The organism is Streptomyces sp. NPDC005141 (assembly GCF_053599975.1).
The window spans coordinates 21,766-35,325 of record NZ_JBSFYW010000034.1 but is presented as its reverse complement, the minus strand read 5'-3'; the positions used below and the strand labels follow the sequence as shown (position 1 = coordinate 35,325).

General features: G+C 72.1%; 13 protein-coding genes and 1 tRNA gene. 9 read left to right on the top strand and 5 right to left on the bottom strand.

From position 1 onward, the window contains the following. Window positions 1–90 precede the first annotated feature (90 nt). Window positions 91–178: transfer RNA gene (locus tag ACWD68_RS24910), tRNA-Leu, on the bottom strand. Window positions 179–363: 185 nt separating this feature from the next. Here ACWD68_RS24910 and ACWD68_RS24905 point away from each other — a divergent pair. The 3 genes from ACWD68_RS24905 to ACWD68_RS24895 all read left to right on the top strand — a co-directional run bounded on the left by ACWD68_RS24905 (window position 364) and on the right by ACWD68_RS24895 (window position 3,230). Next, complete coding sequence (locus tag ACWD68_RS24905) at window positions 364–1,689, top strand: M20/M25/M40 family metallo-hydrolase (RefSeq protein ID WP_451808655.1); 1,326 nt, start codon at window positions 364–366, stop codon at window positions 1,687–1,689. 192 nt (window positions 1,690–1,881) lie between these two features. Further along, complete coding sequence (gene chpH / locus ACWD68_RS24900; RefSeq protein ID WP_451808654.1) at window positions 1,882–2,115, top strand: chaplin ChpH; 234 nt, start codon at window positions 1,882–1,884, stop codon at window positions 2,113–2,115. Window positions 2,116–2,309: 194 nt separating this feature from the next. Beyond that, window positions 2,310–3,230 carry a chaplin family protein gene (locus ACWD68_RS24895; protein WP_451808653.1) on the top strand — a complete coding sequence of 307 codons (921 nt, stop codon included), beginning with the start codon at window positions 2,310–2,312 and terminating at the stop codon, window positions 3,228–3,230. A gap of 233 nt (window positions 3,231–3,463) precedes the next feature. On the opposite strand, the gene ACWD68_RS24890 is transcribed toward ACWD68_RS24895, so the two are convergent. Continuing rightward, a complete protein-coding gene (locus ACWD68_RS24890; RefSeq protein WP_451808652.1) occupies window positions 3,464–3,652 on the bottom strand; it encodes a DUF5703 family protein in 189 nt (62 codons plus the stop codon). A gap of 47 nt (window positions 3,653–3,699) precedes the next feature. Here ACWD68_RS24890 and ACWD68_RS24885 point away from each other — a divergent pair, with 47 nt between their 5' ends. Further along, window positions 3,700–4,386: a hypothetical protein gene (locus tag ACWD68_RS24885; RefSeq protein WP_451808651.1), complete on the top strand. Its 687-nt coding sequence runs from the start codon at window positions 3,700–3,702 to the stop codon at window positions 4,384–4,386. A 102-nt stretch (window positions 4,387–4,488) separates the two neighbouring features. Here the strand turns inward: ACWD68_RS24885 and ACWD68_RS24880 are convergent, their stop codons facing one another. Together ACWD68_RS24880 and ACWD68_RS24875 are read right to left on the bottom strand one after the other, a co-directional pair. Continuing rightward, window positions 4,489–6,774, bottom strand: coding sequence for a helix-hairpin-helix domain-containing protein (locus ACWD68_RS24880; protein WP_451808650.1), 2,286 nt, complete (start codon window positions 6,772–6,774; stop codon window positions 4,489–4,491). Further along, window positions 6,771–7,754, bottom strand: coding sequence for an aldo/keto reductase (locus tag ACWD68_RS24875; RefSeq protein WP_451808649.1), 984 nt, complete (start codon window positions 7,752–7,754; stop codon window positions 6,771–6,773). The genes ACWD68_RS24880 and ACWD68_RS24875 overlap by 4 nt, the downstream gene beginning before the upstream one ends. Window positions 7,755–8,017: 263 nt before the next feature. Here ACWD68_RS24875 and ACWD68_RS24870 point away from each other — a divergent pair, with 263 nt between their 5' ends. After that, window positions 8,018–9,073: an LLM class F420-dependent oxidoreductase gene (locus ACWD68_RS24870; RefSeq protein WP_451808648.1), complete on the top strand. Its 1,056-nt coding sequence runs from the start codon at window positions 8,018–8,020 to the stop codon at window positions 9,071–9,073. 214 nt (window positions 9,074–9,287) lie between these two features. Then, window positions 9,288–10,076: a ferritin-like domain-containing protein gene (locus ACWD68_RS24865; protein ID WP_451808647.1), complete on the top strand. Its 789-nt coding sequence runs from the start codon at window positions 9,288–9,290 to the stop codon at window positions 10,074–10,076. A gap of 122 nt (window positions 10,077–10,198) precedes the next feature. On the opposite strand, the gene corA is transcribed toward ACWD68_RS24865, so the two are convergent. Beyond that, window positions 10,199–11,197 carry a magnesium/cobalt transporter CorA gene (gene corA, locus ACWD68_RS24860; protein ID WP_451808646.1) on the bottom strand — a complete coding sequence of 333 codons (999 nt, stop codon included), beginning with the start codon at window positions 11,195–11,197 and terminating at the stop codon, window positions 10,199–10,201. Window positions 11,198–11,295: 98 nt separating this feature from the next. Between corA and ACWD68_RS24855 the strand changes: the two genes are divergently transcribed. The 3 genes from ACWD68_RS24855 to ACWD68_RS24845 all read left to right on the top strand — a co-directional run bounded on the left by ACWD68_RS24855 (window position 11,296) and on the right by ACWD68_RS24845 (window position 13,484). Next, window positions 11,296–11,982: a histidine phosphatase family protein gene (locus tag ACWD68_RS24855; protein WP_451808645.1), complete on the top strand. Its 687-nt coding sequence runs from the start codon at window positions 11,296–11,298 to the stop codon at window positions 11,980–11,982. 120 nt (window positions 11,983–12,102) lie between these two features. After that, window positions 12,103–12,693: a DUF3090 domain-containing protein gene (locus ACWD68_RS24850; protein ID WP_451808644.1), complete on the top strand. Its 591-nt coding sequence runs from the start codon at window positions 12,103–12,105 to the stop codon at window positions 12,691–12,693. Then, window positions 12,657–13,484: an SCO1664 family protein gene (locus ACWD68_RS24845; RefSeq protein ID WP_451808643.1), complete on the top strand. Its 828-nt coding sequence runs from the start codon at window positions 12,657–12,659 to the stop codon at window positions 13,482–13,484. Before ACWD68_RS24850 ends, ACWD68_RS24845 begins: the two co-directional genes overlap by 37 nt. Window positions 13,485–13,560: the final 76 nt, after the last annotated feature.

Genomic DNA, 13,560 nt, shown 5'->3' with positions numbered 1-13,560 from the left:
AGGGCCGCTCGGGGGTACCGGGGGTATCCTGTGGCCGGTCGCGCCGCGGTCCGGAAACGCAGAAAACCCCACACGAAGTGGGGTCTCAGCTGGTGTCCGAGGGGGGACTTGAACCCCCACGCCCGATAAAGGGCACTAGCACCTCAAGCTAGCGCGTCTGCCATTCCGCCACCCGGACAAGGTGTCTGTCGCGCGGGTTTCCCTCGCGGCGACAGAGGAAACATTACCAGGCTTTCGAGGGCCCCCGATCACCCCCGTCGCCGCGTGAACGGCGTGTGACGGGCCGGGTCCTGCCTTGGGGAGGAGAGGGGGTCGGAGAGAGGATGAGGGGGACCACCAGCGGCGACAGCGGGAGGAAGCAGCGTGAGCGAGAGCGGCACGACCAGGAGCGTCACGGGCGAGGACGAGGTTGTGGACCTCTGTCGTGAGCTGATCCGGATCGACACCAGCAACTACGGGGACCACTCGGGCCCGGGTGAGCGCAAGGCCGCGGAGTACGTCGCCGAGAAGCTCGCCGAGGTCGGACTCGAGCCACGCATCTTCGAGTCGCACAAGGGGCGCGCCTCCACGGTGGCCCGCATCGAGGGCGAGGACCCCTCGCGGCCCGCGCTGCTCATCCACGGTCACACCGATGTCGTACCGGCCAACGCGGTGGACTGGACCCACCACCCCTTCTCCGGCGAGATCGCCGACGGGATGGTGTGGGGCCGCGGTGCGGTCGACATGAAGGACATGGACGCCATGACGCTGGCGGTCGTACGGGAGCGGATGCGCACCGGCCGCAAGCCCCCGCGCGACATCGTCCTCGCCTTCCTCGCCGACGAGGAGGCGGGCGGCACCTGGGGTGCCCGGCACCTCGTCGACAAGCACCCGGACCTCTTCGAGGGCGTCACGGAGGCGATCGGCGAGGTCGGCGGGTTCTCCTTCACGGTCAACGAGAAGCTGCGGCTGTACCTTGTCGAGACCGCGCAGAAGGGCATGCACTGGATGAAGCTGACCGTGGACGGCACCGCCGGACACGGTTCGATGATCCACAAGGACAACGCGATCACCGAGCTGTCCGAGGCCGTCGGGCGCCTCGGCCGGCACAAGTTCCCGGTGCGCGTGACGAAGACCCTGCGGCACTTCCTCGACGAGCTCGGTGACGCCCTCGGCACCGAGCTCGACCCGGAGAACATGGACGAGACGCTCGCCAGGCTCGGCGGCATCGCCAAGCTCATCGGCGCCTCGCTGCAGAACACCGCCAACCCGACCCAGCTGGGCGCCGGTTACAAGGTCAACGTGATTCCTGGGCAGGCCACGGCCCACGTCGACGGCCGCTACCTGCCGGGCTACGAGGAGGAGTTCCTCGCCGACCTCGACCGCATCCTCGGCCCCCGTGTGAAGCGCGAGGACGTGCACGCGGACAAGGCCCTGGAGACCGGCTTCGACGGTGCCCTCGTCGACGCCATGCAGACCGCGCTGTCCGCCGAGGACCCGATCGCGCGCGCTGTGCCGTACATGCTCTCGGCCGGCACCGACGCCAAGTCCTTCGCCGACCTCGGCATCCGCTGCTTCGGCTTCGCCCCGCTGAAGCTGCCGCCGGAGCTGGACTTCGCGGGCATGTTCCACGGTGTCGACGAGCGGGTGCCGGTCGACGCGCTCCAGTTCGGCGTGCGCGTACTCGACCGTTTCATCGACGCGTCGTGACGCGTCGCCGACGGGTCGTCCTGACGCGGAACCGAGGAGTTGTGGGCGGTTGACGCCGACATTCGCCCGTGCGTGCGGAGATCGCCCGGGACGGGTGAATGTGACCATAGGCCCATAGCTCTAGTACTCCCTCCTCGTTACAGGTGTTGCGATCCGCTGCTTGGGGATCGCGTTTGCCAACAAGGAGGAATAATGATCAAGAAGGTCGTCGCTGCTGCGGCTGCCACTGGTGGTCTGGTTCTCGCGGGTGCGGGCCTGGCTGTCGCCGATTCGGGTGCCCAGGGTGCCGCTACGCACTCTCCGGGCGTCGTCTCCGGCAACGTCATTCAGGCGCCTGTTCACATCCCGGTGAACGTCTGCGGCAACACGGTCTCCGTGATCGGCCTGCTGAACCCCGCCTTCGGCAACACCTGCGTCAACCACTGACGTTGTGCCTCGTCCCGTGCGGGGGCACCCCCATGGGTCACCTCATGAGGGTCGCTTCGTGAGGGTCTGAACGCGTCGGCCCCGGAGCGCGCGCCATGCGCTCCGGGGCCGACCGGCTTCCCGCGCACCCGTCCCGTGGGCGTGTGCGTGTTCCGGATGGTCCACGTCCCAAGGACTAAGGCAGGGATACAGCTATGCGACAGGTCACCCGCAAGGGCCTGATGACCGTGGCCGCGGCCAGTGGTGTGCTCGCGGTCACCGGCGTCTCCGCGCACGCCGACTCGGGTGCGAACGGCTTCGCGTCGGACTCGCCCGGCGTGCTGTCGGGCAACACGGTGCAGGCGCCGGTGCACGTGCCGGTCAACGCCTGCGGAAACACCGTGAGCGTGGTCGGGGTGCTCAACCCCGCCATGGGCAACACATGCGTCAACCACAGCGGCCGAGGCGGCAGGCCCGGCGGCCATGGCGGCAAGGGCTCCCACTCGGGCGGCGGCTCCCGGGCCGGCGGTCACGCCGCTCACTCGCCGGGTGTGGGCTCGGGCAACCACGTACAGGTGCCGGTCGACGTCCCGGTCAATGCCTGCGGCAACAGCGTGAACATCGTGGGGATCGGCAACGCGGCAGCGGGCGACAGCTGCGCGAACGGCGCGTCCGGCGGCGGTCACTCCACCACCCCGCCCGGCAGCCACCCAGGCCACCCCGGAACTCCCGGCCACCCAGGCCACCCCGGAACTCCCGGCCACCCCGGTCACCCCGGAACTCCCGGCCACCCAGGTCACCCCGGAACTCCCGGTCACCCGGGCCAGCCCGGAACCCCCGGCCACCCGGGCAACCCCGGCCACCCGGGCGACTCCGGTCACCCGGGCCAGGCCGGCAACCCGGGTACGCCCGGACACCCCGGCCAGGCGGGGACGTCGGGCTCGGGCGGCGGCAAGCACCGCGGCGCCGCCTCGCAGGTCGAGCAACTGGGATCGCGGTCCGTCGCGCAGACCGCCCCGGGCGGCGCGGCCCAGCTCGCCCACACGGGCAGCGAGCTCGGCGCGGTCGTACCGGCGGGAGCCGCCGCGCTCCTGGCCGGCGCCGTGCTCTACCGCCGGTCGCGTTCGGCGGCCTGACACCACGGGTCCGGCCCGGCGCCGCTCGGCCGGACCGATGCCGGCACCGGTGCGATGATCACGCGGACGGGTGACGGCACGGACACGGCTCGGTGCGGGCAGGATCCGGGGCGGCGCAGGCGTCATCATGGCGCGGCGCCGGTGTGACCGAGGCGCCGCGACCTTCCCCCGTGGCATGTGCGCCGGAGCGGGCCCCGCGACGGCGGGGCCCGCTCCGGTTCAGCGGACTTCCGTCACCATGTGGCGCGTACCTGTCGAATGATTCTCCGGCGCATCCGCACCCTGCGGCTCCCGTCGCGCAGCAGGCTCAGGCGGTCCAACTCCCAGTGTCCGTACTCGGCATGGTCCGTGAGCAGTCGTGTCGTGTCCTTGCGGGAGACCCCGCGCGGCACGTACACGTCGACAAATTCGTATTCCGGCATCGCATCTATTGTGCGGGCAGAGCCCCTGTACGGATAGCGTCTGCACTATGTCTGATGCTGTGCAGCCCACCGCTGCCGAGGTACGCGCCGCCGCCGAGGCGGTCAAGACCGCTCTCGACCGCCACCTGGCCGCGGTCGAGCGCAGGACGGGCGACGACGACCCGGCCGTCTACGAGGCGTTCAACGAGCTCGCCGCGGCGGCCGAGGAGTACGACGAGCTCCTCTACGACCGCTACGACGAGGTCACGCCCTTCGAGATTCCCGGGAGTGACGACACGCTGCCCCCGTACACCGGACCCGAGGAGCCGAACGCGCTGAGCGTGGTGATCCGCCGGGACTACGCGGTGGTGGAGCCGCAGCGACTGCTGGCGCAGGCTCAGCGGGTGGAGGCCGTGGAGGAGGACGGCGCGACCGCCACCGAGGGCTTCGACGCGGCGGCCGGCACCGTTCACGGGGCGCTCGGGGTCCTGTTCGGCGAGTTCGAGCCGGACGAGATCGCTTCCCGGCACAAGGAATTCGGGCTGGAGGAGGGCGACTCCACGCTCTGGGTGACCGCCGCGGACGAACCGGCCGATCCCGGGGAATGGCTGGAGGCACCCTTCGAGTCGATCGACCCGCAGCGCGTCGTCTGCCGCTTCGACGTCAGCGCCGTCTTCGACGACGAGTCGGACGACGACGACCTGGACGACCTCGGCTCCGACGGGCAGACCGACCCCCAGGACGCGGATCACTGAGGCAGGCCCGGCGCCAAGGGCTCACACGGGTGGCGGCCACCGCGTTTGCGGTGGCCGCCACCCGTGTCTTCACGCACACCGCCGGCGCGGCACCGGCGGTGATCAGCCCGCGGTCGGTGTCTGCGCCTTCAGCAGGGCCGGCAGCCGTGTGGTGCGCGGCTTCTGCGGGATCTCCGCCACGGCGTGCGGCAGGGCCTGCTCCACCCCGTGCACGACCGAGAGATGACGCTCGGCCCGGCCGAAGGCCGTGTAGACCCACGGCCGCGTCAGCGCCGCCGCGGCGTCGCCCGGGAGCACCACGACCGCGGCGGGCCAGCGCATACCCACCGCTTGGTGCGCGGTGAGCGCCCAGCCGTGCCGCACCGCCTCCTCCACCCGCTCCTTCGGTACGACGACGGGGGTGCCCGAGCACTCCAGATGCAGTCCCTCGGCGTCGGCCTTCACCACGTGGCCCGGCACCGATCGGCCCGGTGCGGGGGAGTGGACGACACGGTCGCCCGGGTCGAAGCCGCCGAAACGGCCCGGTCCGGGATTCAGCCGCTCCTTGAGCGCGGTGTTCAGCGCGCGGGTGCCGACCGCGCCGCCGTGTCCCGGGGTGATCACCTGCGTCTGTTCGGCCGGGATGCCGATCGCGCGGGGCACCGAGTCCGCGACCAGCTGCACGGTCCGGTGCACCGCCTCGCCGGCGTCGCGCACCGGGACGATCACGACTTCCTTGCCGGGCGCCTCGACCTGGTTGAGCTCGCCGATGCCGACCCCGGAGACCAGCTCGCCGATGGGCCCGGGGTCAGGGGTCCGCGAGGCCACCTGCGGGCAGGCGCGGGCGGCGATCAGGTCCGCGAAGACCCGGCCGGGACCCGCCGACCAGAGCACGCCCGGATCACCGCTCAGCACGAGGCGCGCACCGTCCGGCAGCGACTCGGCGAGCATCGCCGCCGTCTCCACGTCGAGCTGGGGCGTGTCGAGGACGACCAGGACGTCCAGGTCCAGGGCACCGTCCGCGTCCCGGCCCGGGCCCTCGGTGCCGGAGAGGAGTCCGTCGACGGTGGTGACGCCGGTCGCCGCGCCGTCCGCGGGGCCGTCCGGCAGGTCGTGCCGGGCCAGTTCGGCCGTGAAGCCGTCGCGGCCGCCGCTGGTGTGCGTGGCGGCCCAGCCGCGCAGGCCGAGCGCACGCGCCGCGTGCAGCAGAGCCGCCGTCTCCGACCGGGAGGCGTCGCCGCCGGTGTGCAGCACCAGCCCGTGAGCGGCGGCCGCGCGGATCAGCTCCCCGGCGGAGCGGGGGGCGGCGGCCGCGGCCTGCTCCCACTCGGCGGCCGAGCCGTCCTCCTTCGGCACCGAGTTCATCACCCGGGCGAGTCCGTCGGCGAGGCTCTCCTCGGCCAGCGCGTACCGCTCCAGGCCGATCAGGACGCGCACCGGGCGCTCCTGCGGCTCGTCCGTGTCGTCCTGCGGCGCCGCGGGAGGCGTGTCCAGCGCGTCCTGGAAGACCAGGGCCTCGCCCTCGGCGAGAGCGCTCTGCACGGCCGCGGCCGGGTCCGGCACCGAACGCTGGGAGAGCGCCACGGTGAGCGCCGGGGCGTCCAGGGCGGTGTGCCCGGCGACGGCCGCCTGCTCCAGGAGCCACACGGTCAGCGCCAGACCACGACGCTCGTCGTCCGGCCCGCACTCCGCGCCGAGCAGCGCCCGGGCGAACCCGTCGGCCTGCTCGGGCCGCACTCCGGTGACCCGCAGCAACTGCCAGGGGTCCTCGCGCAGTTGCTCGTCGGCGCCTTCGCCCAGGGCCGCGACGACCTGAGCCGCGAGCCCTTCGGGCGCGCCGCCCTCGGTCAGCACGGCGCGGACGGCCCCGACGGCTTCGGGCGCGGTGGTCGGCACCGGTGCGGCCGGTGCGGCCACGGGCTGCGGTCGCCGGACAGGCTCCTGCGCGGCCCTGCGCGGCGCGGGCTCGGGCTCACGGAAGGCGCTGGCCACGGGCTTCTCGCCGCTCTCCACGGCCCGCACGGCCGCGAGGAGTTCCGCGGCCGTGCCGCTGAGCTTGGCCCCGGCCGCGATCGGCGCCTGCTTCTCGGCCTTCCGCCGCTCGATCCGCTCCCGCTCCAGCCGCTGGGCCGCCAGCTCGGCGGCCGCCTCGGACAGCTGGGCGGCGCCTTCGGGGGATTCGGTCCCCGCGACGGCCTCCGTACCGGCGGCGGCCTCAGCGTCCTCGCCCGCGTCCGTGCCCTCGCCTGCGTCCGTGCCCTCGTCCTCGTCCTCGGAGGCGTCCGCGCCCCCGGAGTGCGCGTCCGTGTGGCCCACGTCCTCGCCCGTGCTCTCCGGGGCGTCGGCGGCCGTGCCCGCGCCCGGCGCCCCCGGCTCCGCTTCCTCCGTGGTCTCGGGCTCCGTGCTCACAGCGTGCTCCAGTCGTGATCGGGATAGTGGTGCACCGGGGCCGACACGTCGTCGAGCGCCCGGCAGATCTCGTCAGGAAGACTAAGGCTCTCCACTGACAATGCGGCCGTGAGCTGCTGCGCGTTGCGCGCGCCGACGATGGGGGCGCTGACCCCGGGCCGGTCGCGGACCCAGGCGAGCGCCACCTGGAGCGCCGTCACGGCGAGACCGTCCGCCGCGGTCGTCACCGCCTCCACGATGCTGCTCGCCGTCTCGTCGAGATACGGCGCCACGAAGGGCGCGAGATGGTCCGAGCCGCCACGGGAGTCGGCGGGCGTCCCGCCGCGGTACTTGCCGGTGAGCACACCGCGCCCAAGCGGCGAGGACGGCAGCAGACCGATGCCCAGGTCGCGGGCGGCCGGCAGCACCTCCCGCTCGATGCCGCGCTGGAGCAGGGAGTACTCCATCTGCGTACTGGCCAGGCGGGTGCGTATACCGGGCGCCGCGAGCTGCCAGGTGGCGGCCTTGGCGAGCTGCCAGCCGCAGAAGTTGGACACGCCCGCATAGCGCGCGCGGCCGCTGCTGACAGCCAGGTCGAGGGCCTGGAGGGTCTCTTCCAGGGGCGTGTCGGGGTCGTAGGCGTGGACGTGCCACACGTCCACGTAGTCCGTGCCCAGGCGGGCGAGCGAGGCGTCCAGGGCCGACAGCAGGTGGCTGCGCGAGCCGTCGAAGCGGCGGTCCGGGTCGCGCACACTCCCCGCCTTCGTCGAGATGACCAGGTCCCGGCGCGGCACGAGCCCTTCCATGAGGCGTCCGAGGAGGTACTCGGCCTCCCCGTCGCTGTACACGTCCGCGGTGTCGACGAGGGTCCCGCCCGCTTCCCAGAACGTCTTCAAGAGGTCCGCGGCGTCATGCTCGTCGGTGTCCCGCCCCCATGTCAGGGTGCCGAGTCCGATCCGGGACACACGCAGGCCGGTACGGCCGAGATGCCTCTGCTCCATGAACGCCGAGATTACTGTCCGGCACCGGCCGCGTGGGGGCCTGTGGACAACGGAAATCCCATGGATTGCCGCACGTGGCGACCGGTGGCGCCGGACGGAGGCCGGGAGCCGCGTACACGGGTGGACGCGAGGGGCCGCGCCGGGCGGCGCGGCAGCACCCCGCGCCCCCGCCGAGAAGGCGAACCTGCCGCTCCCCGCCCGGGACGCACGCACGCTAGGGTCTCGGACAAAGGGACGTTACTGATCGGTAAGGGGAATCGGCCATGCAGCTCGGCATCAACCTCGGCTACTGGGGCGCGGGAATGGACGGGGACAATCTCGCCGTCGCCCAGGAGGCCGACCGGCTCGGATACGCCGTCTGCTGGGCCGCCGAGGCCTACGGCTCCGACGCGGCCACCGTGCTCAGCTGGGTCGCCGCCCAGACCGAACGCATCGACGTCGGTTCGGCCATCTTCCAGATCCCGGCCCGGCAGCCCGCGATGACCGCGATGACCGCCGCGACCCTCGACTCGCTGTCGGGCGGCCGTTTCCGCCTCGGCCTCGGGGTCTCCGGGCCGCAGGTCTCCGAGGGCTGGTACGGCGTCAAGTTCGACAAGCCGCTGGCCCGCACCCGCGAGTACGTGGAGATCGTGCGCAAGGCGATGACGCGCGAGCGGCTGTCGTTCGAGGGCGAGCACTGGACCCTCCCGCTGCCGGGCGGTCCGGGCAAGCCGCTGAAGCTGACCGTGCACCCGGAGCGCGAGCACATCCCGCTCTACGTCGCCGCGATCGGCCCCAAGAACCTGGAGCAGACCGGCGAGATCGCCGACGGCGCGCTGCTCATCTTCCCCTCGGCCGAGCACCTCGAGGACACCGCGATCACCTACCTGCGCGCGGGCCGGGAGAAGGCCGGCAAGACGTTGGAGGGCTTCGACGTCTGCCCGACCCTTCCGCTCGCCCTCGGCGACGACAAGGACGTCACGGCGCTCGCCGACATGTTCCGCCCGTACACCGCGCTGTACGTCGGCGGCATGGGCAGCCGCAAGCAGAACTTCTACAACCAGCTCGCCCAGCGCATGGGCTACGAGAAGGAAGCCGCCGAGATCCAGGACAAGTACCTGTCCGGCGACAAGGAGGGCGCCGCGGCCGCCGTCCCGCACGCGCTGATCGACCAGACGACCCTGCTCGGCTCGGTGGACCGCATCGCCGACCGGATGACGGCCTACGCGGCGGCCGGGGTCACCACGCTCACGCTGGCACCCGCGGGCTTCACGCTGGAGGACCGGATCGCCTCGCTGCGGGCCGGCTCCGACGCCCTGGAGCGGGCCGGACTCGCGTAACCGCGCCGGAGAAGTTCTGCGGCCGTGGTGGGGGCTCGGGGGTCTTCCCCGCCACGGCCGTCACGGGGAACAACGCGTCGACGGTCCCTTGGTTACGCGCTCGGGCCCGCTTCGTCGTCCATCGTTTGGCGGATTTGTCCGACACATCGGTTGCCGGGTCGCGGACATCCCATTTGACTCGTTTTCTGCACAACCCTGCAGAGAGGTGTCAGAGATGCTTTCCGCCAAGAGTCTGTTCCAGGAGATTCTCGACAACGACGAGTCGTACCGGCTCTTCTGTTCCATCGCCGCCAGCGGGGAGTCGCAGGGGGGCTGGGAGAACGCCCGGATCGCCGCGCTGGTCCCGGCGAGCGAACACGGGCTCGCCCCCAGGATCGCCCGGCACGGCGCCGACGAGGACAAGCACGGGCGGATCTTCAACGCCCTCATGAAGAAGCGCGGCCTCGAACCGGTCGAGGTCCCGCCCGACACCGACTACACCATGCTCCTGGAGCGGTACGGCATCGGTCTGGCGCACGAGAAGCTCAGGGACCACCAGCCGCTCACCGTGCAGGACATCGTCACCTATCTCGCGCACAGCCGGGTCACCGAACAGCGCGCCTCCGAGCAGATGGACCTGCTGCGCAAATACTTCGCCGACCATCCCGAGATCGGCCGCGCGGTGAAGATGATCTCGGCCGACGAGGACAACCACCTCGCCTATTGCCACGAGGAACTGCTGCGCTTCGCGTACGCCGGTCACGGCCGCGCCATCCAGCGGACCCTGCGCGAGTGCGCCCTCGCCGAGATCCGCATCTACCGGGACGTCAGCCTCGCCGTGATGGCCCACATGGGCCGCATCCTCGGCTGGTCCAGGGCCAGGGCCGCGGTCCTCGCCGCGGGCATCCACGCCGTCTACGCCTACGAGCGGGCCGCGGGCTGGCGCCGGATGGTCTCCCTGAAGATGCCCGAACGGCGCGGCGCGCTGGACGGCCCCGCCACGGCAGCACCGGAATTCGCCTGACCGCACCCGGCCTCCACCCGCACCCGGCCGCCGGCCGCCGTCAGGACGGTCCCGTACGCGCCCGGCCGCCCGGATCGGCGCCCGGGCGCACCGGCACCCGGGCGGCCCCGTACGCGAGCGGACTACAGCCAGCCCCGCCGCTTGAAGAGCCGGAACAGTCCGAACTCCAGCACGACCAAGCACGCGATCACCACCGGATACGACCACACCCAGTGCAGCTCGGGCATGTGGTCGAAGTTCATTCCGTAGATCCCGGCGATCATCGTCGGGACGGCCGCCATGGCCGCCCACGCGGAGATCTTCCGCATGTCGTCGTTCTGCCGCACGCTCATCTGCGCCAGGTGCGCCGAGAGGATGTCGGACACCAGCCGGTCCAGGCCCTCCACGGACTCGTTGACCCGCAGCAGGTGGTCGTTGACGTCGCGGAAGAAGGGCTGCGCCCTGCCATTCACGAACGGCACGGCCGTCGAGGCGAGGCCCGAGCCCGAGAGCCGGGCCAGCGGCACCGCCAGCGGGACCGTGGCCCTGCGGAACTCCTGCACCTGCCGCTTGAAGGCGTAGATCCGCGACGCGGTGGTCCGCCCGCCGCCGAGCTGCGGCGAGAAGACCTCCGCCTCCAGCTCCTCCAGGTCGGTGCCGAGCTCGGTCGCCACCTCCAGGTAGTGGTCCACGGTGGCGTCCGCGATCGAGTAGAGGACCGCCGTCGGCCCGTGCTGCAGTGTCTCGGGGTCGGACTCCAGACGCTGCCGGACCGCCGCGAGGGGCGACTCCTCGCCGTGCCGTACGGTCACCACGAACGAGTTGCCGACGAAGACCATGACCTCACCGGAGGTGACGGCATCGCTCTCCGGCTCGTACGACACCGGCTTGAGGACCATGAAGAGCGAGTCCTCGTACACCTCCAGCTTGGGGCGCTGATGGGCCTTGAGCGCGTCCTCGACCGCCAGTGGATGCAGCCCGAACTCCTCCGTGACCAGGTCGAACTCCTTCTCCGTGGGCTCGTGCAGGCCGATCCACACGAAGGAGTCGCCCCCGGCGCGGCACTGGGCCAGGGCGTCGGAGAGGTCGTCGGGGCCCTCCGTCCGCCGTCCGGCACGGTAGATGGCACAGTCGACGATCACGGAGCGCATTCTCCCGTCGTTCCGGTCCGGCCGCACTCCGGGCACCGCTTTCCCCAGGGCCCGCCGGCTCCGCGAGCCGTCCGTTTACGCTGGGCCGCATGCCCACCCTGATCCTCGTCCGGCACGGACGCTCCACCGCCAACACCGCGGGACTGCTCGCCGGCTGGACGCCCGGCGTGACCCTCGACGAGCGCGGCACCCAGCAGGCCGCGGCCCTGCCCGGGCGGCTCGCCGGGCTGCCGATCGCCGAGGTCGTCACCAGCCCTCTCCAGCGCTGCCAGGAGACCGTCCAGCCGCTGCTGGAGGCCCGCCCCGAGGTCCCGGCGCACACCGAGGAGCGCATCGGAGAGGCCCACTACGGCGACTGGTCGGGCCGCAAGCTCGCCGAACTCAAGGACGAGCCGCTGATGGAGGTCGTCCAGGCGCATCCGTCCGCGGCCGCGTTCCCTGGCGGCGAATCGATGCGGGCCATGCAGACCCGGGCCGCCGAGGCCGTGCGCGAGTGGAACGCGCGCGTGGAGCGCGACCACGGGAGCGACGCGGTCTACCTGATGTGTTCGCACGGCGACATCATCAAGTCGCTCGTCGCCGACGCACTCGGACTTCATCTGGACCTCTTTCAACGGATCTCTGTCGAACCGTGTTCCATCACCGCGATCCGTTACACCCGGTTGAGGCCCTTTCTCGTGCGTCTCGGGGACACCGGTGATTTCGCGTCCCTCGCGCCGCGCGAGGAACCCCCGAGCGGCGACGCTCCGGTCGGGGGCGGTGCGGGCGCACCGTGATCGTCGGCCGCAGTAGGGTGAAGCGGTCGAACCAGCACAGTAGTTGTCAGCGAGTTCTCAGCAGCCGATGAGGGCCGGCGCAGTCAGCCGGTCCCCATGCCGATTCAATGGAGACAGGACGTGTCCCGTCAGGTGTTCCTCTACGACCCCCCGGACCGCTTCGTGGCCGGTACGGTCGGGTTGCCCGGGCGCCGTACCTTCTTCCTGCAGGCGTCCTCAGGCCCCCGGGTGACCAGCGTGGCCCTGGAGAAGACCCAGGTCGCCGCGCTCGCCGAGCGGATGGACGAGCTCCTCGACGAGGTCGTCCGGCGGACCGGCGGCAGCGCCCCGGTCCCGGCGATGGCCCCCACCGAGGTGTCCGACACCGCACCCCTCGACGCACCCGTGGAGGAGGAGTTCCGGGTCGGCACCATGGCGCTGGCCTGGGACGGTGACGAGCAGCGCATGATCGTCGAGGCGCAGGCGCTCGTGGAACTCGAGGCCGAGTCCGACGAGGACCTCGCGGAGGCCGAGGAGCGGCTGCTCCAGGACGAGGAGAACGGTCCGCCGATGCTCCGGGTCCGGCTCACCGGCGCGCAGGCCCGGGCCTTCGCCAAGCGCGCACTCGAGGTCGTCAACGCCGGCCGGCCGCCCTGCCCGCTGTGCAGTCTCCCGCTCGACCCGGAAGGACACGTATGTCCGCGCCAGAACGGATACCGCCGCGGAGCGTGACGACCGCCGAGCTGCTCGCCCGGGGCGAGCTGAAGGTCCGCGGGCAGATCCGTGAGGCCTCGAACGCGGTGCTGTACTGCTCCGTGTCGTACGAGGGCCGCGAGGCGCTCTGCGTCTACAAGCCCGTCGCGGGCGAGCGGCCTCTGTGGGACTTCCCCGACGGCACGCTCGCACAGCGCGAGGTCGCCGCGTACGAGGTCTCCGAGGCGACCGGCTGGGGGCTCGTCCCCACCACCGTGCTGCGCGACGGGCCGTACGGCGAGGGCATGTGCCAGCTGTGGATCGAGTCCTCGGCCGAGCGGGACGGGGACGGGCTGCTCGCGCTCGTGGAGGGTGAGGAGCCGGCCGAGGGCTGGAAGGCGATCGGCTTCGCCGAGGTCGGTGAGGGCGGGACGGCACTGCTCGTGCACGCCGACGACGCCCGGCTGCGGCGGCTCGCGGTCCTCGACGCCGTGATCAACAACGCGGACCGCAAGGGCGGCCATCTGCTGCCCGCGGAGGAGGGCCGCCTCTACGGCATCGACCACGGGGTCACCTTCAACGCCGAGAACAAGCTGCGCACGCTGCTGTGGGGCTGGGCCGGGGAACCGCTGACGCCCGAGGCACTGGACGTCCTCACCTCCCTGCGCGACGGTCTGGCGCCGGGCGCACCGCTGGCCACCCGCTTGGCCGAACTCGTCACCGCCGTCGAGATCGACGCCACGCGCGCGCGGGTCGAGGCGATGCTCGCTTCGGGCAAGCACCCGGAGCCGAGCGGGGAATGGCCCGCGATCCCCTGGCCGCCGGTGTAGGGCTCGTCCGCAGATCTGCACAACACGGAGGGCCGCGCAAGAGGGCCTTCCCGGCCATAAGGTGCTGGCCGGTTCG

Excerpts from the sequence above, each read along its gene's own strand:
- ACWD68_RS24855 (WP_451808645.1), top strand. The coding sequence starts at position 11,296 with ATGCCCACCCTGATCCTCGTCCGGCACGGACGCTCCACCGCCAACACC.
- ACWD68_RS24885 (WP_451808651.1), top strand. The coding sequence starts at position 3,700 with ATGTCTGATGCTGTGCAGCCCACCGCTGCCGAGGTACGCGCCGCCGCC.
- chpH (WP_451808654.1), top strand. The coding sequence starts at position 1,882 with ATGATCAAGAAGGTCGTCGCTGCTGCGGCTGCCACTGGTGGTCTGGTT.
- ACWD68_RS24865 (WP_451808647.1), top strand. The coding sequence starts at position 9,288 with ATGCTTTCCGCCAAGAGTCTGTTCCAGGAGATTCTCGACAACGACGAG.
- ACWD68_RS24875 (WP_451808649.1), bottom strand. The coding sequence starts at position 7,754 with ATGGAGCAGAGGCATCTCGGCCGTACCGGCCTGCGTGTGTCCCGGATC.
- ACWD68_RS24845 (WP_451808643.1), top strand. The coding sequence starts at position 12,657 with ATGTCCGCGCCAGAACGGATACCGCCGCGGAGCGTGACGACCGCCGAG.
- ACWD68_RS24870 (WP_451808648.1), top strand. The coding sequence starts at position 8,018 with ATGCAGCTCGGCATCAACCTCGGCTACTGGGGCGCGGGAATGGACGGG.
- ACWD68_RS24895 (WP_451808653.1), top strand. The coding sequence starts at position 2,310 with ATGCGACAGGTCACCCGCAAGGGCCTGATGACCGTGGCCGCGGCCAGT.
- ACWD68_RS24890 (WP_451808652.1), bottom strand. The coding sequence starts at position 3,652 with ATGCCGGAATACGAATTTGTCGACGTGTACGTGCCGCGCGGGGTCTCC.